At 68.0% G+C, this 24,500-nt stretch carries 22 protein-coding genes; 7 read left to right on the top strand and 15 right to left on the bottom strand.

The features are described 5' to 3' along the window. Nucleotides 1-17 precede the first annotated feature (17 nt). Together yedA and rarD are read left to right on the top strand one after the other, a co-directional pair. Entirely contained in the window at nucleotides 18-923 is a 906-nt protein-coding gene (yedA, locus tag C1932_RS01450) for a drug/metabolite exporter YedA (protein WP_108760978.1), read from the top strand. A 23-nt stretch (nucleotides 924-946) separates the two neighbouring features. After that, nucleotides 947-1,873: an EamA family transporter RarD gene (gene rarD / locus C1932_RS01455; RefSeq protein ID WP_108760979.1), complete on the top strand. Its 927-nt coding sequence runs from the start codon at nucleotides 947-949 to the stop codon at nucleotides 1,871-1,873. Nucleotides 1,874-2,032: 159 nt separating this feature from the next. On the opposite strand, the gene C1932_RS01460 is transcribed toward rarD, so the two are convergent. The 5 genes from C1932_RS01460 to C1932_RS01480 form a co-directional block, all read right to left on the bottom strand. Next, a complete protein-coding gene (locus C1932_RS01460; RefSeq protein ID WP_108760980.1) occupies nucleotides 2,033-4,858 on the bottom strand; it encodes a TonB-dependent receptor in 2,826 nt (941 codons plus the stop codon). A gap of 386 nt (nucleotides 4,859-5,244) precedes the next feature. Beyond that, entirely contained in the window at nucleotides 5,245-6,561 is a 1,317-nt protein-coding gene (locus C1932_RS01465) for an ABC transporter permease (RefSeq protein ID WP_108760981.1), read from the bottom strand. Between the two features lie 12 nt (nucleotides 6,562-6,573). After that, nucleotides 6,574-7,731: an ABC transporter permease gene (locus C1932_RS01470; protein WP_108760982.1), complete on the bottom strand. Its 1,158-nt coding sequence runs from the start codon at nucleotides 7,729-7,731 to the stop codon at nucleotides 6,574-6,576. Between the two features lie 14 nt (nucleotides 7,732-7,745). Continuing rightward, a complete protein-coding gene (locus C1932_RS01475; protein ID WP_099551499.1) occupies nucleotides 7,746-8,435 on the bottom strand; it encodes an ABC transporter ATP-binding protein in 690 nt (229 codons plus the stop codon). Between the two features lie 104 nt (nucleotides 8,436-8,539). Next, the gene (locus C1932_RS01480) at nucleotides 8,540-9,787 is read right to left on the bottom strand and encodes an efflux RND transporter periplasmic adaptor subunit (RefSeq protein WP_108760983.1); all 1,248 of its coding nucleotides are present in this window, start codon (nucleotides 9,785-9,787) and stop codon (nucleotides 8,540-8,542) included. Between the two features lie 203 nt (nucleotides 9,788-9,990). On the opposite strand from C1932_RS01480, the gene C1932_RS01485 reads away from it, so the two are divergent. From C1932_RS01485 to C1932_RS01500, 4 genes are read left to right on the top strand one after another with little or no spacing between them, the layout of a single operon-like run. Next, a complete protein-coding gene (locus C1932_RS01485; RefSeq protein WP_108760984.1) occupies nucleotides 9,991-10,887 on the top strand; it encodes an ABC transporter ATP-binding protein in 897 nt (298 codons plus the stop codon). Then, complete coding sequence (locus tag C1932_RS01490; protein WP_108760985.1) at nucleotides 10,884-11,660, top strand: ABC transporter permease; 777 nt, start codon at nucleotides 10,884-10,886, stop codon at nucleotides 11,658-11,660. Before C1932_RS01485 ends, C1932_RS01490 begins: the two co-directional genes overlap by 4 nt. A gap of 6 nt (nucleotides 11,661-11,666) precedes the next feature. After that, nucleotides 11,667-12,881 (top strand): sensor histidine kinase, encoded by a 1,215-nt coding sequence (locus tag C1932_RS01495; protein ID WP_108760986.1) that lies wholly within the window; start codon nucleotides 11,667-11,669, stop codon nucleotides 12,879-12,881. Further along, complete coding sequence (locus tag C1932_RS01500; protein ID WP_108748182.1) at nucleotides 12,878-13,480, top strand: response regulator transcription factor; 603 nt, start codon at nucleotides 12,878-12,880, stop codon at nucleotides 13,478-13,480. Before C1932_RS01495 ends, C1932_RS01500 begins: the two co-directional genes overlap by 4 nt. A gap of 290 nt (nucleotides 13,481-13,770) precedes the next feature. On the opposite strand, the gene C1932_RS01505 is transcribed toward C1932_RS01500, so the two are convergent. The 9 genes from C1932_RS01505 to C1932_RS01545 form a co-directional block, all read right to left on the bottom strand. After that, entirely contained in the window at nucleotides 13,771-14,307 is a 537-nt protein-coding gene (locus C1932_RS01505; protein WP_108760987.1) for a cytochrome b, read from the bottom strand. Continuing rightward, nucleotides 14,304-15,407: a catalase family peroxidase gene (locus C1932_RS01510; RefSeq protein WP_108760988.1), complete on the bottom strand. Its 1,104-nt coding sequence runs from the start codon at nucleotides 15,405-15,407 to the stop codon at nucleotides 14,304-14,306. Before C1932_RS01510 ends, C1932_RS01505 begins: the two co-directional genes overlap by 4 nt. Before the next feature lie 316 nt (nucleotides 15,408-15,723). Further along, nucleotides 15,724-17,091: a M17 family metallopeptidase gene (locus C1932_RS01515; protein WP_108760989.1), complete on the bottom strand. Its 1,368-nt coding sequence runs from the start codon at nucleotides 17,089-17,091 to the stop codon at nucleotides 15,724-15,726. A 3-nt stretch (nucleotides 17,092-17,094) separates the two neighbouring features. Continuing rightward, entirely contained in the window at nucleotides 17,095-17,814 is a 720-nt protein-coding gene (locus C1932_RS01520; protein WP_108751899.1) for an HAD family hydrolase, read from the bottom strand. Nucleotides 17,815-17,845: 31 nt separating this feature from the next. After that, nucleotides 17,846-18,946 carry an AI-2E family transporter gene (locus C1932_RS01525; protein WP_108760990.1) on the bottom strand — a complete coding sequence of 367 codons (1,101 nt, stop codon included), beginning with the start codon at nucleotides 18,944-18,946 and terminating at the stop codon, nucleotides 17,846-17,848. Between the two features lie 67 nt (nucleotides 18,947-19,013). Continuing rightward, a complete protein-coding gene (locus C1932_RS01530) occupies nucleotides 19,014-19,475 on the bottom strand; it encodes a protein sip-5 (protein ID WP_108760991.1) in 462 nt (153 codons plus the stop codon). Further along, a complete protein-coding gene (locus C1932_RS01535) occupies nucleotides 19,472-19,942 on the bottom strand; it encodes a phage holin family protein (RefSeq protein ID WP_108751902.1) in 471 nt (156 codons plus the stop codon). Before C1932_RS01535 ends, C1932_RS01530 begins: the two co-directional genes overlap by 4 nt. 8 nt (nucleotides 19,943-19,950) lie before the next feature. Continuing rightward, nucleotides 19,951-20,313, bottom strand: a complete 363-nt coding sequence (locus C1932_RS01540) for a hypothetical protein (RefSeq protein WP_108760992.1) — start codon at nucleotides 20,311-20,313, stop codon at nucleotides 19,951-19,953. A 100-nt stretch (nucleotides 20,314-20,413) separates the two neighbouring features. Next, nucleotides 20,414-21,847: a Do family serine endopeptidase gene (locus tag C1932_RS01545; protein WP_108748191.1), complete on the bottom strand. Its 1,434-nt coding sequence runs from the start codon at nucleotides 21,845-21,847 to the stop codon at nucleotides 20,414-20,416. Between the two features lie 456 nt (nucleotides 21,848-22,303). Between C1932_RS01545 and C1932_RS01550 the strand changes: the two genes are divergently transcribed. Further along, nucleotides 22,304-23,194: a histone gene (locus tag C1932_RS01550; protein ID WP_108760993.1), complete on the top strand. Its 891-nt coding sequence runs from the start codon at nucleotides 22,304-22,306 to the stop codon at nucleotides 23,192-23,194. Nucleotides 23,195-23,253: 59 nt separating this feature from the next. Here the strand turns inward: C1932_RS01550 and C1932_RS01555 are convergent, their stop codons facing one another. Next, nucleotides 23,254-24,444, bottom strand: a complete 1,191-nt coding sequence (locus C1932_RS01555) for an MFS transporter (protein WP_108760994.1) — start codon at nucleotides 24,442-24,444, stop codon at nucleotides 23,254-23,256. Between the last annotated feature and the right edge of the window lie 56 nt (nucleotides 24,445-24,500).

Consider the following 24,500-nt stretch of genomic DNA (forward strand, 5'->3'; position numbering starts at 1 on the left):
CGGCTTTCTGGTGCGTCATGTCGGCTCCCCCTGTTTCTTCTGCGGCTGCCCCCCGGGGCGGCCTTGTTGCGTTGGCGTTGCTGCTGGTCTACGTGGTCTGGGGGTCTACCTACCTTGGCATCGCCAAGGCCCTGCACGGCGGCGCGCTGCCGCTCACCATGGTCTCTGGCAGCCGATTCATCATTGCCGGCGGGCTGATGTACCTGGCCTTGCGGGTATTCTGGAAGCTGCCCCGGCCGACCCTGCGGCAGTGGCGCAACCTGGTCATCATGGGCGTGACCATGCTGGTGTTGGGCAACGGCATGGTGGTGCTGGCCGAACGCGAGGTGTCGTCGGGCCTGGCGGCCACGGCGGTGGCCTCGGTGCCGCTGTGGATGGCGCTGTTTTCCGCGCTGCGTGGCCAGCACGCCAGCCGCGGCGAGTGGCTGGGCATCGCGGTGGGCTTCGTTGGCGTGGTGTGGCTGAACGCGGGCAGCAGCCTGACCGCTTCGCCCACAGGGCTGGTGCTGCTGCTGATCGCGCCCATCGGCTGGGCGTTCGGCTCGGTCTGGGCGCGCGGGCTGGATCTGCCCGGCCCGTTCATGACCGCCGCCGGGCAGATGCTGTGCGGTGGCGTGCTGCTGGTGCTGATCGGCCTGGCCGTGGGCGAACGCCCGACCACCCTGCCCGATACCGGTGGCCTGCTGGCGATGGCTTACCTGTGCGTGTTCGGCTCCATCGTGGCCTTCACTGCCTATGTCTGGCTGCTGCACAACGTGCGCCCGGCGCTGGCCGGCAGCTACGCCTACGTGAACCCGGTGATCGCGGTGCTGCTGGGCGCGGCATTGAATGGCGAGCGCTTCGGCTGGCGCGATTTCCTGGCGATGGCGGTCATCCTGCTGGGCGTGGTGGTGCTGACCATGGCCCGGACCCGAAACAAGTGAACTGACGAAGTGAGCATGAAGAAGTGAGCATGGACGAAAAAGAACAACGCCGCGGCCTGCTGGTCACCGCCTCCACTTTCGTGCTGTGGGGGCTGGTGCCGGTGTACTGGCACCTGCTCAACGAGGTGCCTTCGTTCCAGATCATCGCCCACCGCATCATCTGGTCCACCGTGCTGGTGGTGGCCTGGCTGCTGCTGAGCGCACGCCTGGGCTGGTGGCAGAAGATCGCCGCGCAGCCGCGCGCGCTGCCGATCCTTGCCGTGTCCAGCCTGACCATCGCCTTCAACTGGGGCCTGTACATCTGGGCGGTGAACGCTGGCCATGTGATCGAAACCAGCCTGGGCTACTTCATCAATCCGTTGGTGAACGTGTTGCTGGGCGTGCTGGTGCTGAAGGAACGGCTGCGCCGCCTGCAGTGGGTGGCGGTGGGCATGGCTGCGGTGGGCGTGGCCTGGCTGACCATCGATGCGGGCACGCCGCCCTGGATCGCGCTGGGCCTGGCCTGCTCGTTTGGCTTGTACGGGCTGCTGCGCAAGCTGGTGTCGGTCGATCCGGTGGCCGGCCTGGGCGTGGAGAGCCTGTACCTGTTCCTGCCGGCGCTGGCCTTTGCGATCTGGGCCGAGAACGGCCACGGCGGCGCATTCTTCCACGGCTGGGGCTGGCGCAACGATCTGCTGCTGGTGTTCGGTGGCGTGGTCACTGCGGTGCCGCTGATCGGCTTTGCCTACGGGGTGAAGCGCATTCCGCTGTCGCTGGTCGGCATCCTGCAGTACATCGCGCCCAGCCTGCAGCTGCTGCTGGGCGTGTTCTTCTTCCATGAAGCGTTCGATACCGGCAAGGCGATCGGCTTTGCGGTGATCTGGGCCGGGCTGGTGCTGTTCGTGGCCGAGAACGTGCGGGCGATGCGCGCAGCGCGGGGTCGGATCCCTTCGCAGCGCGAAGGGCTCTGACCCCGGGACCCTGGGAAAGCGATGGGGTCAGAGCCCTTCGCTTGGCGAAGGGATCCGACCCCGGGACCGCGGAAAAAAGAACGGCGCCCCGAGGGGCGCCGCTCTGCTTCCATCTCCGGCCAGGAGAGAGTTGGCCGGAACGGGAACGCGGGTGCAGGCTTAGAAGCGCTGCTGGTACTTCATGTACATGAAACGACCGATGTCGAAGCCGCCGTAGTAGACGAAGCTGCTGTTCGGCTGGCTGTACATGATCGGACCCTGGTGGTCGAACACGTTGTTCAGGCCCAGCGAAACGGTGCCATCCCACGGCAGGGCGTAACGCACCTGCAGGTCGTGGAAGGTGTTCGAACCCACCTTGTTGGTCGGCGAGGCATCGGTGTAGGCCGAGCTGAAGCCCGGCATGTTGCACTCGTCCATGTAGGAGCACTTCTCCTTCATGCTGGAGTAGTAACGCGCGGTCCAACCGATGCCCAGGTTGCCGTACTGCCAGTCCAGGTTGAAGGTCGAACGCACGCGGAAGTTGCCGCCCCAGCTGGTCAGCTGTTCCACCGGGGTGGTCGCAGCGTTGTCGTTACGCTGCTCCAGGTAGTCGGTGTAGGTGGTGTTCCAGGTGACGGCGAACTTGCCGAACGCGGTTTCCGGCAGACGGTAGCGCGCGCTGATGTCATAGCCGGCGGTTTCGCGGTAGCCGGCGTTGACCAGCGAACGGTCCAGCGCATTGACCTGGCCGTTGCTGCCGCGGGTGAAGCGGCCGCACGCAGCGTCCGAACCCTGCACGTAGCACTGTTCCAGGATGTTGGTGGCCGACTCGCCAACGATGGCGTTGTCGATGCGGATCTTCCACCAGTCCAGGCTCAGGTCCAGGCCCTGCACGAAGTCGGGGCTGTAGACCAGGCCGACGGTCCAGGTCTTGGCGGTTTCCGGCTTCAGGTTCGGGTTGGAACCCGAATTGAAATCGGTGGTGGCCTGCTGGCCCGGCTTGCTGGCCACGCTGCCATCGCTGTTGAGCTGGCGGAAGTTGGCCGGCACGTTCAGGGCCTTGCAGCGTGCAGCCACGGTGGCGCTGGTGGCGGCGGTGCCGAAGGAGGTATCGCACGGATCGGTGAACGAATCGCGGCTGCTGACGGTGCCGCCGTACAGGTCGTCAACGGTCGGCGCACGGAAGCCGGTGCCGTAGGTGGCGCGCACCAGCAGGCTGTCGATCGGCTTCCACTTCAGGCCGAACTTGCTGTTGGTGGTGGAACCGAAGTTGTTGTAGTCCGAATAGCGACCGGCCACGTCCAGCGACAGTTCACGGGCGAAGGCCATGTCGGCCAGCAGCGGCACCTGCAGTTCCAGGTAGACCTCGTTGAGCGAGTAGTCGCCCTGGGTCGGCTGGCCGCTGGTGCCGGCAATCTGGCCGTTCTGCACCATCAGGTCCGGGGTGTAGCGTGCTTCTTCGGTGCGGTGCTCGAAGCCCATGGCGGCCATGATGTCACCGGCCGGCAGCGAGAACAGCGAGCCGGAGATGTTGGCGCTGGCCACCTTGGTGGTGGTCTGGCTCTTGTCCACGAAGCGGGCGAACAGGTAGTCCTGCACGTCCTGGTTGCTGAGCGAGCCCGGGCCGGTGTAGCCCATCGGCGCGGCCGGGTTCCACGGCACGCAGCCGGCGATCACCGCATCGCGGGTGCCGCAGTAGGCAACGCCGTTTTCGATGAACGACGGGCCCACGGCCAGGTTCACGTTCGGCTGGTACATGCTGCCGGTGCCGACGCGCTCGCCTTCATTGCGGTTGTAGGTGTAGCTGACGTTCCAGTCCCAGTAACGCGAACCGGTTTCGAAGCTGCCTTCCAGGCCCAGGCTGCCGCGCTTGGTTTCCAGGGTGTTTTCGGTGCCGCGCAGCATCTCTTCGGTGCGGTGCGAGAACAGCACGTCCTGGCCCCACAGGTTGAACGCGCTGTCCTTGGACAGGGCGGCACGGGTGCCATTGCGCGACTGCGCGGCGGTGACCGAGTACGGGTAGCCGGCCAGGTGCTTGGTCGATTCGCGCTTGCTGTACATCGCATCGGCAACCAGGCGCAGGTTGTCGGTGAACGAGAAGCCACCGTTGGCGAACACCGAGGTGCGCTCCAGGCCGGTCAGCAGGCTCATGTTGGTCTTGGTGTTGGCACCATCGGCCGGGTTCGGCGTGTGGAAGTTCGCCGAATCGGTCGGGTCACCGCCCGGGCCGACGGTCAGTGCCTTGCCACCGACGGTGACGCTGCCCCACGGCGTGGTGCCGTTCAGACCGTCATTGGGGTGGCGCGGGCCGTTGACGTAGCGGCTGAACTCGCGCGCGCCGCCCATCACTTCGTCTTCCTTGGTGCGCTCGGCACCCACGCTGAACCAGCCGCGGTCGAAGGTCTTGCCGAAGGTAGCGCTGTAGGAGCGCTTCTGGCCGTCGCCTTCACCGTACTGGCCGACGTAGACGCTGGCTTCGCCACCGTCGAAGTTCTTGCGGGTGATGATGTTGACCACACCGGCGATGGCGTCCGAGCCGTACAGCGCCGAAGCGCCGTCGGTCAGCACTTCCACGCGCTCGACGATGGCCGAAGGAATGGAGGCCAGGTCCGAATAACCGCCGGCGCTGACGCCCATGCGGCGGCCGTCGATCAGCACCAGGCTGCGTTCCGGGCCCAGGTTGCGCAGGCTGACATACATGCCGCCGAAGTCGCGCGAGGAGGTCAGCGAGGAGGCGCGGCTCATGCTCGGCGAACCGGCAGCGGTCACGTCCTGCAGGATGTCGGCAACGTTGACGTAGCCCTTCTTCTCGATCTCGGCGCGGTTCAGCGCAACCACCGGCTGGGCGGTTTCGACACTGGCCTGGCGGATGCGCGAGCCGGTGATCTCGATGCGGTCGAGGTTGGTGGTGTTGTCGCCTGCATCCTGTGCAAAGGCGGGGGTGGTGCAGCTGGCGGCCAGCGCGAGGGTGATCGCGTTGCGCAGCGGGGTGGTCTTCAGGAACATCCGTGAAATCTCGTGTTTCAGAAAAAAACATGCGCCCGTTCTGTGGGCGCGGAGGGTGCTGCAAACCAACGTGGGGGGCGCGATTCTAGAGTGTTTTCATTCGTAACTGTTTGTCCCGGCGTGTCACATGCGCGCGAAGATGAATCGCAACCAACAATCCACAGGCTGGATGTGCGCAGCATCACGCGCGCGCTGTTTTGCATGCGCAGAGGCATCGATAGCGGCAGGTGTTGGGTGATCTGTAATGTGCGTGGTGTGCGGTGGTTCATCCACGCATGGCGTGTGCAACGGTAGATCCACGCCATGCGTGGATGGCGCGCCAAAAAAACGGGCGAAGCCTTCGCTTCGCCCGCTCACATCCATCACTACCTACACCCGTGCGTTGATCAGGTCTCGCGCAGCGCCGTGGTGATCGGCAACCGCGCCGCGCGCAGCGCCGGGAACAAGCCGCCGACCAGACCGATGCCCAGCGCCCACTTCAACCCGGTCCACAGCAGTTCCGGCGACACGTGGAACTTGAACACCACCGCGCTGAAGTTGCTGCCGATCGTGGACACGCTGTAGCCATTGAAGACCAGCCACGCCACGGCGCAGCCGAGCAGGCCGCCCAGCAGCGCCAGCAGCATGGTTTCCAGCATTACTGCGGTCACCACCGGCAGGCTGCGGAAGCCGATCGCGCGCATGGTGGCGATCTCGCGCGCACGCGTAGCCACTGCTGCATACATGGTGTTGAGCGCGCCGAACACCGCGCCCACCGCCATGATGGTGCCGATCACCTTGCCAAGGATGTCGATCAGCTTGGTCAGGCCACCGCCCTGCTTGCTGTAGTACGCACGGGTGGTTTCCACATCCAGCTTCAGGCGCGGATCGGCGGCAACGGCGGCCTTGAACTGCTCGAAGCCGGGCTTGCCTTCGGTACGCACGCTGATCGACTGCCAGGCACTGCGCTGGTAAGTGGTGGCCAGCGTATCGGCGTCGGTCCACAGCTCCGAGTCGTGCGCATCGCCGGTGGCGAACACACCCACCACGGTCCAGCTCTGGTTGCCCAGGGTGAGGGTCTTGCCCACTTCCATATCGCGGAACTGGCCCTGCGCACCCTGGCCGACCACGATTTCGCGCAGGCCGGCGCTGAACTTGCGGCCCTGCACGATCTTCACCTTGTCATGCACGGCCCAGGCCTGCGGGCCAACGCCGCGGAACTGCGCGTTGACGTCGGTGCCGTCGGCGCGCGAGACCAGGTTCACCACCTGCGACAGTTCCGGCGACAGCAGCGGGCGGCCTTCGCCGTCGCGCGCCACGCCGGGCAGGGTGGACAGGGTGGGCACCTGTTCGCGGGTGATGACCGAGTTGGTTTCCGCCTGCGAACCGCCGCGCAGCACGATGGCGGTGGTGTCATCGCCGGTGTTGCTGAGCGTGGCCTGGAAGCCTTCGCCCATGGCCAGCATGGCCACCAGCACGCCGACCACGCCGGCAATGCCGACCACGATCACCGAGGACGCGCCCCAGCGCTGCGGCAGGCTGGCCACGCCGATGCGGGTGGCGGCCAGCGCCAGCCGTCCGCCACGGGTCAGCAGCAGCCACAGCGCCAGCAGCACCGCCACGGCGAGCACGCCGAACCAGGGCAGGCCGATCCACAGCACCAGGCCCACCGCCAGCAGCAGCACGGTGAAGGCGTTGGCGAACCACTTCTTGAGCTTGTTCATGGGGTGTCCTCCTCAGCGGCCGGCCAGTGCGTCGACGATCTTCAGGCGCTTGGCGCGCAACGCCGGCAGCAGGCCGACGATGATGCCGATCACCACGATCAGGCCCAGCCCCACCAGCCAGGTGGGCGTGGGGACGTGGGGCGGCAGCAGGCCCATGCTCTTCGGGCCGATGGCCGGCAGGATCAGCGCGGCCAGGCCCATGCCGATCAGGCCGCCCAGGCCGATCAGCAGCACCGATTCCACCATCACCAGCGCCAGCACGGTGCTGTCCTTGAAGCCCAGCGTCTTCAGCGTGGCCAGTTCCGGCACGCGTTCGCGCACGGCCTGGGCCATGGTGTTGCCGGTCAGCAGCAGCAGGGTGAAGAACACCGCGCCCATGATCGAGGTCACGATCATGCCGATGTCAGCAAACTGCTTGACGAAGGCCTGCTGGAACGCCGATTCGGTCTGGGTCTTGGTCTCGTGGTCGGAGTTGGCCGAGATCGCATCGATGGCCTGGGCCACGCGCGAGGCATGGTCCGGGTTGTCCAGGGTGACCGTGTACCAGCTCACCTGGTTCTTGATGTAGTCGTTGGATTCGTCGAAGTACTTCCAGTTCATCATCAACTGGCGTTCTTCGTTGCCGGCCTGTGCGCGGTCCTTGGAACGGTAGATGCCCTTCAGTTCCAGCGGCCAGTCGTTGCTGCCGCCGCGCGGGAAGATGGTGGCCTGCAGCGGAATGGTGTCGCCGATCTTCCAGCCGAACTGATTGGCCAGCGTTTCGCCGACGATGGCGCCGGTGCGCGTCTGCTTCCAGTCTTCCAGCTGCGCCGGGTCGATCTGCAGTTCGCGGTACACATCGAAGTAGTTGGGCGACACCGAGAAGTTGGGGAAGAAGTTCTTCGGGTCCTGGTAGATGCCGCCGAACCACATGCCATAGGCCACGTCGCGCACGCCGGCCACCTGCCGCACCTGGGTTTCCAGGCGGATCGGCAGCGACTGGGTGATGGACAGGCGCGAGGCGACGATCAGGCGGTTGGCACCTTCCACGCTGCCGCCGGAATTGAAGGCCACGCGCACCGAATCGAGCATGCCGAACAGCAGGAACGCGGCCACCACCGACAGCAGGGTCAGCAGGGTGCGGGTACGGCTGCGGAACAGCTGTGCCCACACCAGGGAGAAGTATTTCATCGCCGCAGCCTCCGTCAGTGGGCCAGCGGGGCGTCGGCCAGCTCGCCCTTGTCCAGGTGCACCGTGTGGGTGGCGTACTCGGCGGCCTTCGGGTCATGGGTGACCATGATGATGGTCTTGCCGTGTTCGCGGTTGAGCTGCTGCAGCAGGCCCAGGATCTCCTCGGCCGACTGCCGGTCCAGATCGCCGGTGGGTTCGTCGCAGATCAGGAAGGTGGGGTCGGAAACGATGGCGCGGGCGATCGCCACGCGCTGCTGCTGGCCACCGGACAGTTCGTTGGGGCGATGGCTGCGGCGGTCGGCCAGGCCGACCAGGGTCAGCGCGATTTCGGCGTTGCGCCTGCGCTGGGCCGCGCTGAGGTGGGTCAGCAGCAGCGGCAGTTCCACGTTCTTCTGCGCGGTCAGCATCGGCATCAGGTTGTAGAACTGGAACACGAAGCCGACGTGGTGGCTGCGCCAGGTGGACAGCTGGCCGCCGCTCATCTGGTCGATGCGTTCACCCTCGATGCTGATCTCGCCGCCACTGGGGTTGTCCAGCCCGCCGATCAGGTTCAGCAGGGTGGTCTTGCCCGAACCAGACGGGCCCATCAGGGCAACGAAGTCACCGCGGGCGATGTCCAGGTCGATGCCGTGCAGCACCTGCACCTTTTCCGGGCCGCGTTGGTAGGTCTTGGTGATGTTGCGCAGTGAAACCAGGGTCGACATCGGGGATTCTCCACAGAGGCGGGAAACAGGAATGCGCGCCGGCTGCAGGCCGGAGGGCAGGCGTCGAGCGGTGTTGCCGGCGGCGCCACGCGGGCGCCAGGCCGTTACTGCGCTTGTTTCTGCTGCACCTTGCTGCCGTCGTGCAGGGTGTCGGGCGGGCTCAGCACCACCGCTTCACCGGCGCTCACGCCCTTCAGCAGCTGGCGGTCCTTGCCCATGGCCTGGCCGGCCTGCACGCTGCGCTGCTGCACGCGGTTGTCATCGCCCAGTACGAACGCCACCGACGCGCCGTCGCGCTGCACCACGGCGTTGTCCGGCACGCGCACACCCTGCGCCGTGCTGGCGGCGGCCTGCGGCTGCGCCTGTTCCAGGAAGCTGACCCGCACGCCCATTTCCGGCACGATGCGCGGGTCCTTCACCTTCAGCGCCACCCGTACCTTCACCGTGGCCTTGCCGCGGTCGGCGGTGGGAATGATGGCGATCACCTCGCCCGGAATCTTCCATTCCGGGTAGGCATTGAGCGTGGCTTCCACCGGCATCTTCGGCTGCACGCGGCCGATGAAGGCCTCGCCCACTTCCACTTCGATTTCCAGCGAATCCATGTCGACGATGGTGCCGATGCCGGTGCGGGTGAAGCCACCGCCCGCCGACAGCGGCGAGACGATTTCGCCCGGCTGCGCCGCCTTGGCGGTCACCACGCCGGAAAACGGCGCGCGCACGATGTTGTTGTCCACGCCCAGATCGGCAATGGCCAACTGGTCGCTGGCGACCTTGACGTTGCGCTGGGCCGTTTCCAGCTGCGCGCGCAGGCTGTCACGCTGGGCCACGGCCTGGTCGTACTGCGAACGCGAGACCAGCTGCTGGCCCACCAGGGCCTGCAGGCGGCTGGCTTCGGCGGTGGCCTGGCGCTGTTGCGCCTCAAGCCCGGCCACCTGCGCACGCGCCGCCTGCACCTGTGACGCCGACAAGCTGCGCTGCGCATCGGCATCGATCGGGTCCAGGGTGGCCATGATCTGCCCGGCCTCCACCCGCATGCCTTCTTCGATCATGACCTCGCGCACCTTGCCGGTGATCTTGGCCGACACCGTGGCCATGCGCCGGGCCACCACGTAGCCGCTGGCATCGAGCACCGAACTGCTGGCATTGCCCTGCTGGATGGCCACGGCCGGGGCGGTGCTCACTTCCACCGCCGGTTCGCGGCCGAACAGCAGGAAGGCCGCGCCCCCGAGCAGCAGCACCAGCAGCGCCAGCACGATCCACAGCCAGCGGCGCGAACCACCGCCACCGCGCGGGGGCGGCGGCGCGCCGCGGTCGATACGGAGTTCTTTCAACAATTCGGCAGAAGCGTTCATTGCGTTCCATCACAGGCGTTCGGGCGGGTGTGACCGGAAGCGCGGACAGCGGCGGTTCCGGCGGTGGAGCGTGCGGCACAGCATGACGGCAGGCACGGCGGCAGGGGCAGTGACAGCTGTCATTGGAAGTTCCTGACGGCGGCAACTGCCGGATGTGACCACGGCGGCACAGGATGGCAACGTCCCCGCTACCGGCACTGCCCATGGATCCGATTCCCCCGTCGCTGGCCCGCCTGCAGCAGGTGCAGGTGCACTACGGCAACCACACCGCGCTGCACGGTATCGACCTGCAGGTGCGCGCTGGCCAGGTGCTGGCGCTGCTGGGCCGCAACGGTGCCGGCAAGAGTACCGCGATCAGCGTGCTGTTGGGCCTGCGCCGCGCCGACGCCGGCCAGGTGGAGCTGCTGGGCGGTGATCCGCAGCAGCGCGCCAGCCGCCTTGGCCTGGGCGTGATGCTGCAGAGCACCAACCTGCCGCCGATGCTGCGCGTGGACGAACTGGTGCAGCAGGCCCGTGCCTGCTATCCCGACCCATGGCCGCTGCCCGAAGTGCTGCAGCGCGCCGGCCTGCAGGACGTGGCACGGCGCCGCTATGGCCAGTTGTCCGGCGGCCAGCAGCGCCGCGTGCAGTTCGCCATTGCCATCTGCGGCCGGCCGCGCGTGCTGTTCCTGGATGAACCCACCACTGGCCTGGATATCCAGGCCCGCCAGGGCATGTGGCAGGCGGTGCGGCAGTTGGTGGCCGAAGGCTGCGGCGTGCTGCTTACGACACACTATCTGGAAGAGGCCGAGGCGCTGGCGCAGCGCGTGGTGGTGCTGGAAGGCGGCCGGGTACTGGCCGACGCACCCTTGGCCGAGCTGCGCCTGGCCGACCGGCCGCGCCGCATACGCTGCCGCAGCGCGCTGGCTGTCGAGGACGTGCAGCACTGGGCGGGCGTGCAGCAGGTGCAGCGCGACGGCGCGCATCTGCAGGTGTTGGCCAGCCCTGCCGAACCGGTGGTGGCACGCCTGCTGGCCGCCGATGCGCAACTGCAGGAACTGGAAGTGCAGGGCGCCGCCCTGGCTGACGCGTTCCTTGACCTGACCCGGGAGGCTGCATGAACACCCTCGTCCACCTTGAATCCAGCCGCGCAGGCCGTTGCCGTGCCGCGCTGCGCCCCTATGCCGCCGAACTGCTGGCCGAGCTGCGCCGCGCCTGGCGGACGCCGGCCTTCGTGCTGCCGTCGCTGTTGTTCCCGGTGCTGTTCTACCTGCTGTTTGGCGTGCTGCTGGGGCGCGGCCATGCGCCGCTGTACCTGCTGGCCACCTACTGCGTGTTTGGTGCGATGGCGCCGGCCCTGTTCGGCTTCGGTGTGCAGCTGGCGCTCGACCGCGAAGGCGGCCTGCTGACCCTCAAGCGCGCGCTGCCGCTGCCCCCGGCGGCGCCGTTGCTGGCACGGCTGGCGATGGCGGTGCTGTTTGCCACGTTGGTTGCCGCGCTGCTGGTTGCCGTGGCGCATGCCTTCGGTGGCGTGCGCCTGCAGCCGCTGCAGATTCTGCAGCTGCTGGCCGTGGCGGCGCTGGCCGCGGTGCCGCTGGGGGCCATCGGTCTGCTGATCGGCAGCCACGTGAGCGCCAGCGCGGCGCCGGCGGTGGTGAACCTGGTGTACCTGCCGCTGGCCCTGCTGTCCGGCCTGTGGCTGCCGTTGGCGGCCCTGCCGAAGGTGTTTTCCACGGTGGCGCCGTTGTGGCCGACTTGGCACCTGGCGCAGCTGGCGCTGCCGGTCGTGGGGCAGCCCGCGGACGGCAGTACGCTGGGCCATCTGCTGGCGCTGCTGCTGGTGGCTGCTGCAGCCTTGCTGCTGGCACGCCGCCGCCTGCGTCGGATCGGCTGAACTGGCATGATCGACAGCGATCATCCCCGCCTGGATTCACCCGTGCCATCGAACTGGCTTGCGTCGCTGCTGCGCCCTGCGCCGGATTCATCGGTGGCCGATCTGCTGCGGCGTGGCAAGTCGCCGTGGAGCGGCGCCATCCATCTGCTGTGGTCGGTCTGGATCTTCCTGACCCCGGTGCTGGGCAATGGCTTCACCCTGCGCTGGCTGTTCATCACCCTGGCCAGCTATCCGCTGTTCCTGCTGCTGTACGCACGGGTGATGCTGGCGCCGCGCCACCATGCCTGGTGCTACGCGCTGGCCATGATCGCCATGGCACTGGTGCTGCTGCCCTGGTATCCCTCGGGCCTGAGCTACTTCGTGTTCGGCTGCGTGCTGCTGCGCATGAGCGGGCGCGGCGGCTGGTGGGTGTACCTGCTGCAGCTGACCGGCCTGAACCTGCTGTTCGGCGCGGTGGCGCTGTACTTCGGCTACCCGTGGCAGGCGCTGGTGTGGATGCCGGCGGTCTCTTTCATCGTCGGCCTGGTGGTGAACGTGGAATCGCTCAGCCACCAGCGCGACGTGGCGCTGCAGCTTTCCCAGGACGAAGTACGGCGGCTGGCCACCACCGCCGAGCGCGAGCGCATCGGCCGCGACCTGCACGATCTGCTGGGCCACACCCTTTCGCTGATCACGCTGAAACTGGAACTGGCGCGCAAGCTGTACGACCGCCAGGACGAACGTGCGCGGCAGGAGATCGGCGAGGCCGAAGCGATTGCCCGCGAAGCGCTGGCGCAGGTACGCAGCGCGGTGACTGGCATCCGCGCCAGCGACCTGGCCGGTGAGCTGGCCTCGGCGCGCTTGCTGCTGGAATGCCAGCAGGTGCATCTGCAGTACAGCGTGCCGCCGCCGATGCCGGTGGACGTGGAACGCGGCCTGGCGCTGGTGCTGCGCGAAGCGGCCACCAATATCGTGCGCCATGCGAAGGCCACGCAGGCGCAGGTGGACTTCATGCTGGAAGGACGACAACTGGTGATGCAGATACGCGATGACGGCCGCGGCGGGGTACAGGCCGAAGGCAATGGCTTGTGCGGCATGCGCGAACGGGTGGCTGCGCTGGCCGGTGTGCTGGCCGTGCAGTCGCCGCGTGGGGAGGGCACCGTGCTGACCGTGCGCGTGCCGCTGGCGGCGGCCACGGTGGTGGTGGCCCCGGCATCACTGCCGCAGGAGGGCGCGGCATGATCCGCATCCTGCTGGCCGAAGACCAGGCCATGGTGCGCGGCGCCTTGTCGGCGCTGCTGGGCCTGGAACCGGATATCGAGGTGCTGGGCAGTGCGGCCGATGGTGAAACCGCGTGGCGGATGCTGCAGCAGTTGCAGCCGGACATCCTGGTGACCGACATCGAGATGCCGGGCCTGACCGGCCTGGAACTGGCCCAGCGCATCGCGCGGCAGGAGCTGCCGATCAAGGTGGTGATCGTGACCACCTTCGCCCGTGCCGGATTCCTGCGCCGCGCGCTGGAAGCGGGCGTGCTGGGCTATCTGTTGAAGGACGCGCCGGCGGAGAACCTGGCCGAGGCCCTGCGCAAGGTGCAGCAGGGCGTTCGTGCGATCGACCCGCAACTGGCGCTGGATGCCTGGTCGCAGGCCGACCCGCTGACCGACCGCGAGCGCCGCGTGCTGCGCCTGGCTGGCGAGGGCCGCAGCGCCAGCGAGATTGCCGAACAGCTGGGCCTGTCGCACGGCACCGTGCGCAACTACCTGTCCGAATGCATCGGCAAGCTGGGCGTGGCCAACCGCATCGAAGCGTACCGGCTGGCGCGGCAGAAGGGCTGGCTGTAGGCAGCGGTAGCGCCGGGCAATGCCCGGCCGCCGGCTTCTGCGGGGGTGGAAAGCAGCCGAGCATGGCTCGGCTCTACAGAAAGCGAAGTGCTTTGCGCGGCTTCCGCTACATGCCGGCACTCGCGGCTGTGGCTGTTGATGTTGCCGCCTTGTAGCGCAGGGTACCGGCGCGCAGCGCCGGCTCGCGGATGGCGGAGCGTTTCTTTGGTTACTTTCTTTGCGCGCAAAGAAAGTGACACCTTCCCGCAGGACCGGAAACGATCCGCCGGGCAGGGCCCGGCGCTACCCCTTCAATCCTTGCCGCGGGCCATGGCCTGGAACACGCCGTCGCGGCGCACCCACAGGTGGAACAGCGCTGCGCCCACGTGCATCAGCACCGTAGCGAACAGCACGTAGGCCAGCAGGCTGTGCGCATTGCGCAGGGCGGCATAAAGCGCCGGGCTGTGCGGCACCAGGGCCGGCAGGTGCACGCCGCCCCACAGGGTGATCGGGTAACCACCGGCCGACAGCATCGCCCAGCCGATCAGCGGCATCGCCAGCATCAGCCCGTACAGCAGCCAGTGCGACGCCGTGGCGGCCAGCACCTGCCAGGCCGGCAGATCGGCCGGCAGCGGTGGCGGCCGGTGGCGCAGGCGGTTGTACAGGCGCAGCAGCACCAGCACGAAGATCGCCACGCCCAGCGGCCGGTGCAGGTCGATCAGCATTGGCCGCAGGTGCAACGAAGCGACCATGGTCACGCCGATGAACAGCATGGCCACGATCATCACCGCCATGGTCCAGTGCAGCACCCGCGCCAGCAGGTTGAAGTGGCCGTTGCCGGTGTTCATCGTGCGGCCTCCTTCGGTTGTTCGACGTTGCCGGCGGCGCGTTCGCGTTCGCGGCGGTTGAAGGACTGCGAGTACACCGCCGAACGGGCGGCCAGGATCGGATCATCGCTGCCACGCACGCCGCTGGGCAGGATCAGCGGATCGAAGTTGATCTGCCCGCAGGCGCCTTCTTCCTGCGATTGCATGCGGTCCAGGCTGAGCACGCCGGCCACTACCTGTTCGCGGGATTCGGGCCACGGCACCGACGGGTCGTCGATGGCATCGCCGGCGGCGGCGGTGCTGACCACCAGGTTCCAGCGCACCGGGCCGCTGGCCAGGCGCTGGCGCAGTTCCTGGCTGAGGAAATCGACGCTGGCCTGCTTGCGCGCCTCGGCATCCATGACCACCACCGGCGCCTGCGGCTGCCAGCGCCAGCGCACCGCGCGTTTCTGGCCCTGGGCGTTGGTGAACCAGAAGCTGTTCACGCTGTTGTAGGTGGTATCGGCCCAGCTGCTGGTCCACGGGGCGGTCTTGGCCCACTGCTGGAACGCCTGCGCGCTGGGGTACTTCGCCAGCACGGCGGCCATCTTCGCCGGGTCGGGCTTGCCGGTGGCCGGGTCGGGAATGCCGGCGCGGGTCTGTTCGAAGAAGGCCTCGGCGCTGGGTACGGCGAAGAACGGGAAGCTGTTCATCGCCATCCGCCATTCCTGGCCGTCATCGCTCACCATCTGCACGGCCAGGCTGCGCACGCGCGCGGTGTTGTCGGCGCCATAGGGATCGCCACCGCCGATCGACAGGCGGCCCATCACCGGCACGCGTGGCTGCGAGAACACCCGTGCGCTGGACAGGGTGCGGGCCTGTGCGCTGGGTTCGAACCAGCCGCTCACGCAGATGCCCTTGCTGTGTGCACGGCGGAAGCCGGGATGGGCCGGGCCAGTGGCTTCGATGGTGTCGGTGAAGCGCTGCGCGGTGAGGCGGTCGCCGATCCAGCCGGCCAGCCAGGCGAAGAGGAGCGCAACGCCGCCCAATATCAGCGCGATCAGGGCGATCCAGGGCAGGGGCGTGTGCGGGCGGGGCGAGCGCGGCCCCTGGCCGGCGCGGGTAAAGCGGAACAAGGGCATGGTCGGGTTCCTGCCTTCACTGGACGTGTGGGTGGTCGACCCGCACATCCTCGCAGAACCCTTCCAGGCCCGGTATTCAATTTTTCGTCAGATTTGCCAGGCTGGCCAATGCCGCCGAGCGGGAAGGCCGACCGGTAGAGTCGACTGTTAGTCGACTACCGCGCGCAGCGCGGGATTTTCCACGGCCCGTTGAAGAGCAGTCGACTAACAGTCGACTCTACCGCCGACCGCCGACCGCCGACCGCCGACCCCAGACCCCAGACCCCAGACCCCAGACCCCAGACCGCAGCCGTCCCCGTGCGTGCGCCTGCGTGGCTCAGCCGTAGCGCGCCTTCAGCATGGCCCAGGCCGAACGCAGCGCCAGCGCTTCGCCACCGGCCGGGCGGCCCGGGCGTTCGCCGTCGTTCCAGGCGTACACGTCCAGATGCGCCCAGCGCTGGCCCTCGGCCAGGAAGCGTTCCAGGTACAGCGCGGCGGTGACCGAACCGGCCATGCGCGAACCAGCGTTGGCCAGGTCGGCCACGCCGCTGGACAGATAGCGCAGGTACGGGCGCCACAGCGGCATGCGCCACACCGGGTCACGGGTGGCATCGCCGGCCTGCAGCCACTGCTGGGCCACGCTGTCATCGTTGCTGAACAGCGCCGGCAGGTCCGGGCCCAGCGCGATGCGCGCCGCACCGGTCAGGGTGGCGAAATCCAGCACCAGGTCCGGCTGCTGTTCGCTGGCGTAGGTGAGGGCATCGCACAGGATCACCCGGCCTTCGGCGTCGGTGTTGTCGATCTCCACGCTCAGGCCCTTGCGGGTGGCGATGACTTCGCCGGGGCGGAACGCATCGGGGCCGATCGCGTTCTCCACCGCCGGTACCAGCAGGGTCAGCCGCACCGGCAGCTGCTGCGCCATCACCAGCCCGGCCAGGGCCAGGGCGTGGGCGGCGCCGCCCATGTCCTTCTTCATGTTGCGCATGCCATCGGCGGGCTTGATGTCCAGGCCGCCGGTGTCGAAGCACACGCCCTTGCCGACCACCACCAGCGCCGGGTCGCTTTCCTTGCCCCAGCGCAGCACCACCAGGCGCGGTGCGCGGTGCGAAGCACGGCCGACGGCGTGGATGGCCGGGAAGTTCTGCTGCAGCAGGGCATCGCCGGTGATCGCTTCAACCTGCGCACCGTGGGCGTCGGCCAACGCGCGCGCCACATCTTCCAGCTGCTGCGGGCCCATGTCTTCGGTGGGGGTGTTCACCCAGTCGCGCACGCGCAGGCTGGCGGCGATCAGGTCGGCCACTTCACCCTGCGGCGCGGCCACCAGCTGTGCCGGTGCGCGGTTGCGCTTGCGGTAGCGGTCGAAGCGGTAGCTGCCCAGGCCCCAGCCCAGTTGCAGCAGGGCCTGTTCGTCGGCGCTCAGTTCGCTGGCCAGCTGCCACACGCTGCCTTCGGGCAGGGCGTGCGGGGCATGGGCATAGCTGTAGGCATCGGCACGGTCGCCCACGCCGATCACCGCACCGGCCAGGCCATCGCTGCCCGGCAGCAGGGCCACGCTGTGCGCGGCGGCATTGAAGCCCTGCGCGCCCAGCCAGGCCTGGGTGGCCGCCGGCTGGGTCGCCTTCCACGCCTCGAACTGGCTGCGGTCGAGCACGTACAGCGGCAGGGCGGTGGTGGTGGAAGCGGTGAAACCAGTGATCTCGCTCATGCGTCAGCTACTCCGGGGTGCGGCGGCGTCGAGGTTGGCATCCAGCCAATCGGCCAGGCCGGTAAGGGTGTCGAACTGCAGGTCAGGCTGCAGCTGCGGATGATTCCAGGTGGCCGCTTCACGGTTGATCCAGCAACCGCGCAGGCCTGCGGCAATCGCGCCGGCCACGTCCATTTCAATGTGGTCGCCCACGTGCAGCACCTGCGCCGGGGCCACGCCCAGGCGTTCGCAGGCGGCATGGAAAATGCTCGGTTCCGGCTTGGCCGCACCGTGTTCGCGGGCACCCAGCTGGAAGGCGAAATGATGGGCCAGGCCGATGCGCTCAAGATCGGCGTTGCCGTTGCTGAGTGCGGCCACCGGTACGCGTGCGGCAATGCGGGCCAGCGCATCCAGCGCATCCGGATAGCACTCCACCTGGTTGCGCGCGGCGTAGAACGCCTCGTAGGCCGGCTCCAGCAGGTCCAGGCTGGCACCGCTGTTCTGCAGCGCCTCCTGCAGGGTCAGCCGGCGCAGCGCGCTCAGGTCGAAATGCAGCTGCGGGTTGTCGCGGAACGCGCGCTCGCGCAGTTCGCGCATGGCCGCCACCGGATACATCGCGGCGGTGGCGGGGCTGTGTTCACGCATCCAGTCGTACAGGACCTGGTCGATGCGGGCGCCGATGGGAGCAAACGGCCACAGCGTGTCGTCGAGGTCGAGGGTGATGGCAAGGACAGGGAAGTTCACCCCGCCATTCTACGCCCGCGCGGCCGGGCTTTCATTCCAGCAGCCGCGCCCAGCCCTGCATGCCTTCCAGCCGTGCCAGCACCAATTTGATGCAGACCAGCAGCGGCACCGCCAGCAGCAGGCCGATCATGCCCCAGGCCCAGCCGAACACCATCAGCGCCAGGATCAGCACCAGCGGCGACAGCTTCATGCGTCGGCCCAGCACGATCGGGGTCACCATCTGGCCTTCCAGGGTATGCAGGGCCAGGTAGGCGGCGGCCGGCAGCAGTGCCTGCAGCGGATCGCGGAATTCGACAAAGCCCATCAGCAGCATCAGCGCCACGCCGATCAGCGGGCCCACGTACGGTGCGAAATTCAGCAGCGCCGCCACCGTGCCCCACAGCAGCGCTTCCTGCAGGCCGATGCCCAGCAGCATCAGCACGCCGGCAAACAGCAGGCCGACCAGGGTGTTGATGACGGTGATGGTCAACACGTAGCGCGATACTTCGCGTTCGATCGAACGCAGGATGTCACTGGTGAAGCGTTGCTGCTGGCGGTTGGGGAACAAGGCGATGGCCGCGCGCTGCAGGCTCTGCCCGTAGATCATGAAGAACAGGGTGAGCAGCACCACCGCCAGTACCGAGGCGGCCAGGCGCGGGGCGCGGGTCAGCATGCGGTAGGGATCGTCCAGCTGGGTGCGGATGACCTGCACGCGGCGGCTGCTTTCACCGCCGGCCACGCGGGCGAAGTTTTCCGCGGCCTGGTTGGCCTGCTGCACCGGCTTGGTCAGGTCCTGCACCTGGCGCGCCACCTTGCGCAGCTGCTGCGGTGCTTCCTGCGCCCAGTCCATGGCCGGGCCCACCAGCTGCACCGCCAGCGCGGTGGTCACCCCCAGCCCGGCGCCCAGGATCAACAGCGCGCCAAGTGCGCGCGGAATCCACAGTTTCTGCAGCAGGCGCAGGATCGGGTTGCCTACCAGGGCGAAGAACATGGCCAGCAGGATGGGCAGGAAGATGTCCTGCGCCGCCCACAGCGTGTACGCCACGGCCAGGGTGGCCAGGATCACCAGCGACATCGGCCCGCGCGGGCGTGACGGCGGCGGCAGCGGCGCGTCGGGCGCGGGCGAAGAGGGGGACAACAGGGGCTCGCTCATCGGCGCACCGACCGGGAAGGGAAGCGCATTATCGTCCCGCCGCGATCAACGCGGCGGGTTCACGGTGTCAACGTTCAGAGACGTCGGTAGCGGCCTCGGCCGGCTGCGGTACGCGCAGCTCGTCGGCCGCACGCGGGGCCGCAGGCGCAGAAGCCGGTGGCGGCGTGGCCTGCCCGGCGGCCGTATCCGCAGCGGTGTCGGCGGCGGCATCCGCGGTCTCGGCGGCCTCGTCGGCGGTATCGGCGGCATGGGCCGCCATCGCCGCGGCGAACGCCGCCTGGCCACTGGCCATCAGGTTGGACACCGAGCCGATCATCTGCAGCCAGCGCGCGCCATTCACCTTTCCAGGCACTTCCAGCTTGCCGGCCACGAAGCCGCCGGCCAGGCCGACCACCACGATGCGCAGCGGCGACCAGCCGCGGCGCCAGACCTGGCTGAGCACGCCCCAGTTGTCCTGGGTTTCGGCCATGCGCACGGCCACCACCTGTTCGCAGCGCTTCACCCGCCGCTGCAGTGCGCCGAATTTCATGGCTTGCCCTCCGGAATCTGCACATCGGCGTCCGGGTCATCCTCGCTGGGCTCATCGAACAGGCCCAGGCGTGACAACTGACGCCGGGTGGCATGCATGCCGGTGTGGTGGAAGAAGTAGGACACCCGCCAGATCGCGTAGCCGGTAACGGCCAGGCTGAGCAGGGAGGTGATCAGCAGTGCCTGCAGCCAGCTCAGGCCCCAGCTCTGCAGCAGGGCGATGAGGGTGGCCGCCATCAGCAGCCAGGCCGAGGCACCGAACACGATGCCGACCCCGGCCCACGCCAGCGCACGGCCGAACGCACTGCGGGCCAGGGCGAAGTCGGCCGAGGCCAGGCGCCGCAGCGAACGCAGCGAATGCTTGGCCGAATCGGCGGCGGCTTTGCCGGCCGCGCCGACCTGGCGGATGCTCTCGTCCAGCGGCGGGGTCGCCGCCGGATCGGGAGCCTGCGTGGTGTCCTCGCTCACGCCGCGGCTTACTTGTTGTTGCTGCTGGCCAGCTTGGCAATCAGCCAGCCGGCGGCGAAGGCAACGCCGAACGAGGCCAGCGGACGTTCACGGATCAGCTCGGCGGCGCTGTCCACCAGATCCTTGCCCTTGTCCATCAGCGCATCGACCTGTTCCTTGGCGGCGGCACCGCCGAATTCGGCAGCGGCCAGGCCGGACAGCGCGCTGTCGGACAGTTCGGCCTTCACGTTGGCCTTGCCGATGCGCAGCTCGTCGGTCGCTGCACCGGTCGCACCCTTGATCGCACCGCCGGCAGCGCTGGCGGCCTGCTTCAGGTGGGAACCGGCTTCACCCAGGTGTTCCTTCAGGTTCTCGGTATTGGTGGGGCTCATCGAATCACTCCTGTTGCGATGGGGGGACGAACGGATGTTCGGCCGATGGGACGGGTAGCAATAGCATCGGCCGGGTATAGGGGGTGTTACGGCGGGGCGATCAGCGCATCACCAACTGGCCCTGCTGCTGGCCATTGTTGCGCAGGATGCGCAGCACCAGGGTGGGCGGGCGCTGCTGGAAATTGGCGCGCCAGCTGGCCAGATCGGCGAATTCACCCACCGTGGCCTCGGCGATGATGTCGCCCTGCTGCAGGCCGTTGCTGGCCGCGCGGCTGCCGCGCTTGACCTCGCTGACCAGCACGCCGCCCACGCCGGACTGGCGCAGCGATTCGGGCAGATCGACGAAGGTGGCCCCGCCCAGGCGCGGGTCCAGGCTGTCACCGGTCACCGCACGCGCCTGCTCTTTCAGCGTGGCCTTGATCTGCAGCGGCTTGCCTTCGCGGCGCACATCCAGGGTCAGCACGCTGCCCACCGCGGCCAGGCCTTCCACGTTGTGCAGCGCTTCGGCACTGTCCACCCGCTGGCCGTTGGCCGACACCACCACATCGCCCGGCTTCAGCCCGGCGCTGGCGCCGGCCGAACCGGCCAGCACGCGGGTGACCAGCGCGCCGCGCGTTTCACCAAGACCCAGCCCCTGGGCGATCTGCGCACTCAGGTTCTGGCTTTCGATGCCCAGCGTGCCGCGCACCACCACGCCATGCTTCACCAGCTGGTCCACCACGCTGCGGGCCAGGTTGGATGGAATGGCCAGGCCCAGGCCGATGTTGCCGGCCATGCTGCCCTGCGGGTTGTAGCTGGCGGTGTTGATGCCCACCAGCTGGCCCTGCAGGTTGACCAGCGCGCCACCGGAATTGCCGGGGTTGATGGACGCATCGGTCTGGATGAAGTTCTGGTAGCCCAGCCCGCGGATGCCGCTGCGGCCGACCGCCGAGACGATGCCCGAGGTGACCGTCTGGCTGAAACCGAACGGGTTGCCGATGGCCACCACGAAGTCACCCACGCGCAGCTGGTTGCTGTCGGCCAGCTTGATGTCGGTCAGGTTCTGCGCCGGAATGCGGATCAGTGCGATATCGGTGTCGCGGTCCGAGCCGAGGAATTCGGCCTTCACCGTGCGCCCGTCGGCCAGGGTGACCTGCACGTCGTCGGCGTTGTCGATCACGTGGTGGTTGGTCAGCACCAGCCCCTCGCTGGCATCGATGATCACGCCCGAGCCCAGCGATTCATTGATGCGTTCCTGCGGAATATCCGGGAACAGGCGGCGGAAGAACGGGTCGTTGAAGAAGGGGTTGCGTACGCGCACCACCTGCTTGGTGTTGACGCTGACCACCGCAGGCATGGCCTTTTCCAGCATCGGCGCCAGCGAGGGCACCGCCTGTCCGGCCACCGATGCCGGCAGTGCCGCAGTGGTGGGCAGTGCGGCCGGCAACGGTGCTGCATCGGCACGGTTGTCCAGGTGCGCGTTGAGGCCGGTGGCAACGAAGCCGCCGAAGGCTGCGGCAATGGCGAGCGTGAGCAGGGTGGGTAGCGGTCGCATGGCAGTCAAATTGTTGGCGTGGGTGGGGGCCGTAGGCCTATACGGTAGAACAAGCTGAATGAGTGTGTCGCGATCCGGATAAATGGCCCATGAAAAACCAGGGCGCCGGCGGCGTCCACGCGCCCCGCGCCGGCACGTATGCAGGCAGCAGGCGACACATGGACACAGCGCGATACTTGCGCAGTTCCGCGCATATGGGCAGCACGATGCCGCTTGGCCGCAACCGCCGCAACGCGCGACCGGCGCACGTTCCAGCGTATGCAGCCACTTGCCTGCAATGTTCGCGCACCGCTGAAAAAAAGGGGTTTGCCGGATCCTGCACGGCGTAACGACCCGGTTCGCTTACCTTAGTACCGTCGCACAGGATGCGATTGCAGAAGCGTGACCCGTTCCACGATGGCGATTGTCGGTATAGCATCGCCCCGTTTTGACAATCCAGGCCCCCAGGAGGGCAACATGAGCAACGGTAATGGTGTGTCGGTCGTGACCGACGCCGTCGAGAACGTGAAAGAAACCGCCACCAACGTCGGCGAGACCATCGCCCACGCCGCCGAAGACGCCGTGAAGTCGGTCAAGAAGACCGTCAAGCGCGCCACCAAGGCTGCCGGTACCCGCGTTGCCAAGGCCAAGAAGGCCGTGGCCAAGGTCGAAAAGACCGTTGCCAAGAAGGCCGAGAAGGCTGCCAAGTCGGTTGGCAAGACCGTTGCCAAGGCGAAGAAGAAGCTGGAAACCGCCAAGAAGAATGCCAAGGCCGAAGCCGCTGCCCTGAAGAAGGAAGTGGCCAAGAAGAAGGCGGCTGCCGGCAAGGCCGTGACCAAGAAGGCCGCCGCTGCCAAGAAGACCACCAAGGCTGCCACCAAGGCTGCCGGCAAGAAGGTCGCCACCGTGAAGAAGGCCGCCACCAAGAAGGCTGCCGTGGCCAAGAAGACCGTCACCAAGAAGACCGCCGCTGCCAAGAAGGTTGTCGGCAAGAAGGTCGCGACCGCCAAGAAGGCTGTGGCCAAGAAGACCGTTGCTGCCAAGAAGGTTGCCGGCAAGAAGGCCGTGGCTGCGAAGAAGGTTGTCGGCAAGAAGGTTGCGGCCGGCAAGAAGGTCGCCACCAAGAAGACCGCCGTGGCCAAGAAGGCCGTCGGCAAGAAGGTTGCCGCCACCAAGAAGGTCGCCACCAAGAAGACTGCGGCCGCCAAGAAGGTTGTCGGCAAGAAGGTCGCCGCCACCCGCAAGACCGTGGCCAAGAAGGCTGCACCGCTGAAGAAGGTCGCTGCCAAGAAGGCACCGGCCAAGAAGGTTGTCGCCAAGAAGGCGCCGGCCAAAAAGGCAGTGCGCAAGGCTGCCAAGCGCAAGTAATCCGCGCCGGCGCCATCAACCCTTCCGCCCGGTCCGGGCGGAAGGGTTTTTTTTGCCTGTCAGTGGCGCGCCAGCTGCACCGTCGGCCGCCACTGCAGCACCGCCAGCGCGGCCAGCGGCAAGGCACCGCCGAACATCGCCACGCCGGTCCAGCCGAAGTGATGCCAGGCCAGCGCGCCGGCCCACGAGCCGAACGCCCCGCCCAGGAACATGCCCGTCATGAAGACGGTGTTGAGCCGGCTCTTGAACTCCGGGTGCAGGCCGTACACCTGGTGCTGGTGGCTGACCAGCGCCACCTGCACGCCGAAGTCGAGCACCACCACGCCCAGCACCAGGCCGGCCAGGCCTGGCCACAGGCCCAGCAGCAGCCACGATGCCAGCGTGGCCAGCACACCCAGCCGCACCACCGGTGCCGGCCCACGGCGGTCGGCCAGGCGCCCGGCCATCGGTGCGATCGCCACGCCCACCACGCCGATGATGCCGAACAGCCCGGCCGTGGCAGCACCCAGCTGCAGCGGCGGCGCGGCCAGGTGCAGTGACAGCGTGGTCCAGAACACCGAGAACGAAGCGAACAGCAGCGCCTGCGCCCAGGTGGCCCGGCGCAGCAGCGGATGGTCGCGCCATAGCGTGCGCAACGACCCCAGCAGGGCGCCGTAACCGGGCGGGTGGCCCGGCGGTGCGTGCCGTGGCAGTGAACGCGCCATCAGCAGCGCCGCGCCCAGCGCCAGCGGCACGCCCAGCCAGAACATGGCGCGCCAACTGCTGGCGCTCGACACCAGCCCGGCCAGCGTACGGCTGAGCAGGATGCCGGCCAGCAGGCCGCTCATCACCGTGCCGATGGCCGCACCGCGGCGCTCCGGCGCCACCAGCAGCGCAGTGAACGGCACGATCTGCTGGGCGACGGTGGCGGCCGCCCCCAGCAGGATCGCGCCGATCGCCAAGGTGGCCAGCCCTGGCGCCAGTGCCGACACCACCAGAGCCACCGCCACCGCCAGGAACTGCAGCACGATCAGCCGCCGCCGTTCGTGGCGGTCGCCCAGCGGCAGCAGCAGGAGCAGGCCGGCGGCGTAGCCGAGCTGGGTCAGCGCAGGTATCCAGCTGCTTACCCGCACATCGCCCAGGTCATGGGCCATGGCCGCCAGCATCGGCTGGTTGTAGTAGATGTTGGCCACGCCCAGGCCGGCGGCCACGGCCATGGCGAACAACGGTGCGGCGCGCGTGGCGCCGACCGCAGTGGGGGAGGAAGACATGACACGGCTCCTGGCGGAAAAACGCGCGGGCGTGCTGCAGTGCCCGCGCGCGGGCA

This window comes from Stenotrophomonas sp. YAU14D1_LEIMI4_1, from assembly GCF_003086815.1.
In the GTDB taxonomy this organism is placed as follows: Bacteria; Pseudomonadota; Gammaproteobacteria; order Xanthomonadales; family Xanthomonadaceae; genus Stenotrophomonas.

Excerpts from the sequence above, each read along its gene's own strand:
- C1932_RS01545 (WP_108748191.1), bottom strand. The coding sequence starts at position 21,847 with ATGCGACCGCTACCCACCCTGCTCACGCTCGCCATTGCCGCAGCCTTC.
- C1932_RS01505 (WP_108760987.1), bottom strand. The coding sequence starts at position 14,307 with ATGAACACCGGCAACGGCCACTTCAACCTGCTGGCGCGGGTGCTGCAC.
- C1932_RS01460 (WP_108760980.1), bottom strand. The coding sequence starts at position 4,858 with ATGTTCCTGAAGACCACCCCGCTGCGCAACGCGATCACCCTCGCGCTG.
- C1932_RS01540 (WP_108760992.1), bottom strand. The coding sequence starts at position 20,313 with ATGAGCCCCACCAATACCGAGAACCTGAAGGAACACCTGGGTGAAGCC.
- C1932_RS01525 (WP_108760990.1), bottom strand. The coding sequence starts at position 18,946 with ATGAGCGAGCCCCTGTTGTCCCCCTCTTCGCCCGCGCCCGACGCGCCG.
- C1932_RS01465 (WP_108760981.1), bottom strand. The coding sequence starts at position 6,561 with ATGAACAAGCTCAAGAAGTGGTTCGCCAACGCCTTCACCGTGCTGCTG.
- yedA (WP_108760978.1), top strand. The coding sequence starts at position 18 with ATGTCGGCTCCCCCTGTTTCTTCTGCGGCTGCCCCCCGGGGCGGCCTT.
- C1932_RS01490 (WP_108760985.1), top strand. The coding sequence starts at position 10,884 with ATGAACACCCTCGTCCACCTTGAATCCAGCCGCGCAGGCCGTTGCCGT.
- C1932_RS01470 (WP_108760982.1), bottom strand. The coding sequence starts at position 7,731 with ATGAAATACTTCTCCCTGGTGTGGGCACAGCTGTTCCGCAGCCGTACC.
- C1932_RS01515 (WP_108760989.1), bottom strand. The coding sequence starts at position 17,091 with ATGAGCGAGATCACTGGTTTCACCGCTTCCACCACCACCGCCCTGCCG.
- C1932_RS01510 (WP_108760988.1), bottom strand. The coding sequence starts at position 15,407 with ATGCCCTTGTTCCGCTTTACCCGCGCCGGCCAGGGGCCGCGCTCGCCC.
- C1932_RS01500 (WP_108748182.1), top strand. The coding sequence starts at position 12,878 with ATGATCCGCATCCTGCTGGCCGAAGACCAGGCCATGGTGCGCGGCGCC.
- C1932_RS01530 (WP_108760991.1), bottom strand. The coding sequence starts at position 19,475 with ATGAAATTCGGCGCACTGCAGCGGCGGGTGAAGCGCTGCGAACAGGTG.
- C1932_RS01485 (WP_108760984.1), top strand. The coding sequence starts at position 9,991 with ATGGATCCGATTCCCCCGTCGCTGGCCCGCCTGCAGCAGGTGCAGGTG.
- C1932_RS01495 (WP_108760986.1), top strand. The coding sequence starts at position 11,667 with ATGATCGACAGCGATCATCCCCGCCTGGATTCACCCGTGCCATCGAAC.
- C1932_RS01480 (WP_108760983.1), bottom strand. The coding sequence starts at position 9,787 with ATGAACGCTTCTGCCGAATTGTTGAAAGAACTCCGTATCGACCGCGGC.
- C1932_RS01550 (WP_108760993.1), top strand. The coding sequence starts at position 22,304 with ATGAGCAACGGTAATGGTGTGTCGGTCGTGACCGACGCCGTCGAGAAC.
- C1932_RS01475 (WP_099551499.1), bottom strand. The coding sequence starts at position 8,435 with ATGTCGACCCTGGTTTCACTGCGCAACATCACCAAGACCTACCAACGC.
- C1932_RS01555 (WP_108760994.1), bottom strand. The coding sequence starts at position 24,444 with ATGTCTTCCTCCCCCACTGCGGTCGGCGCCACGCGCGCCGCACCGTTG.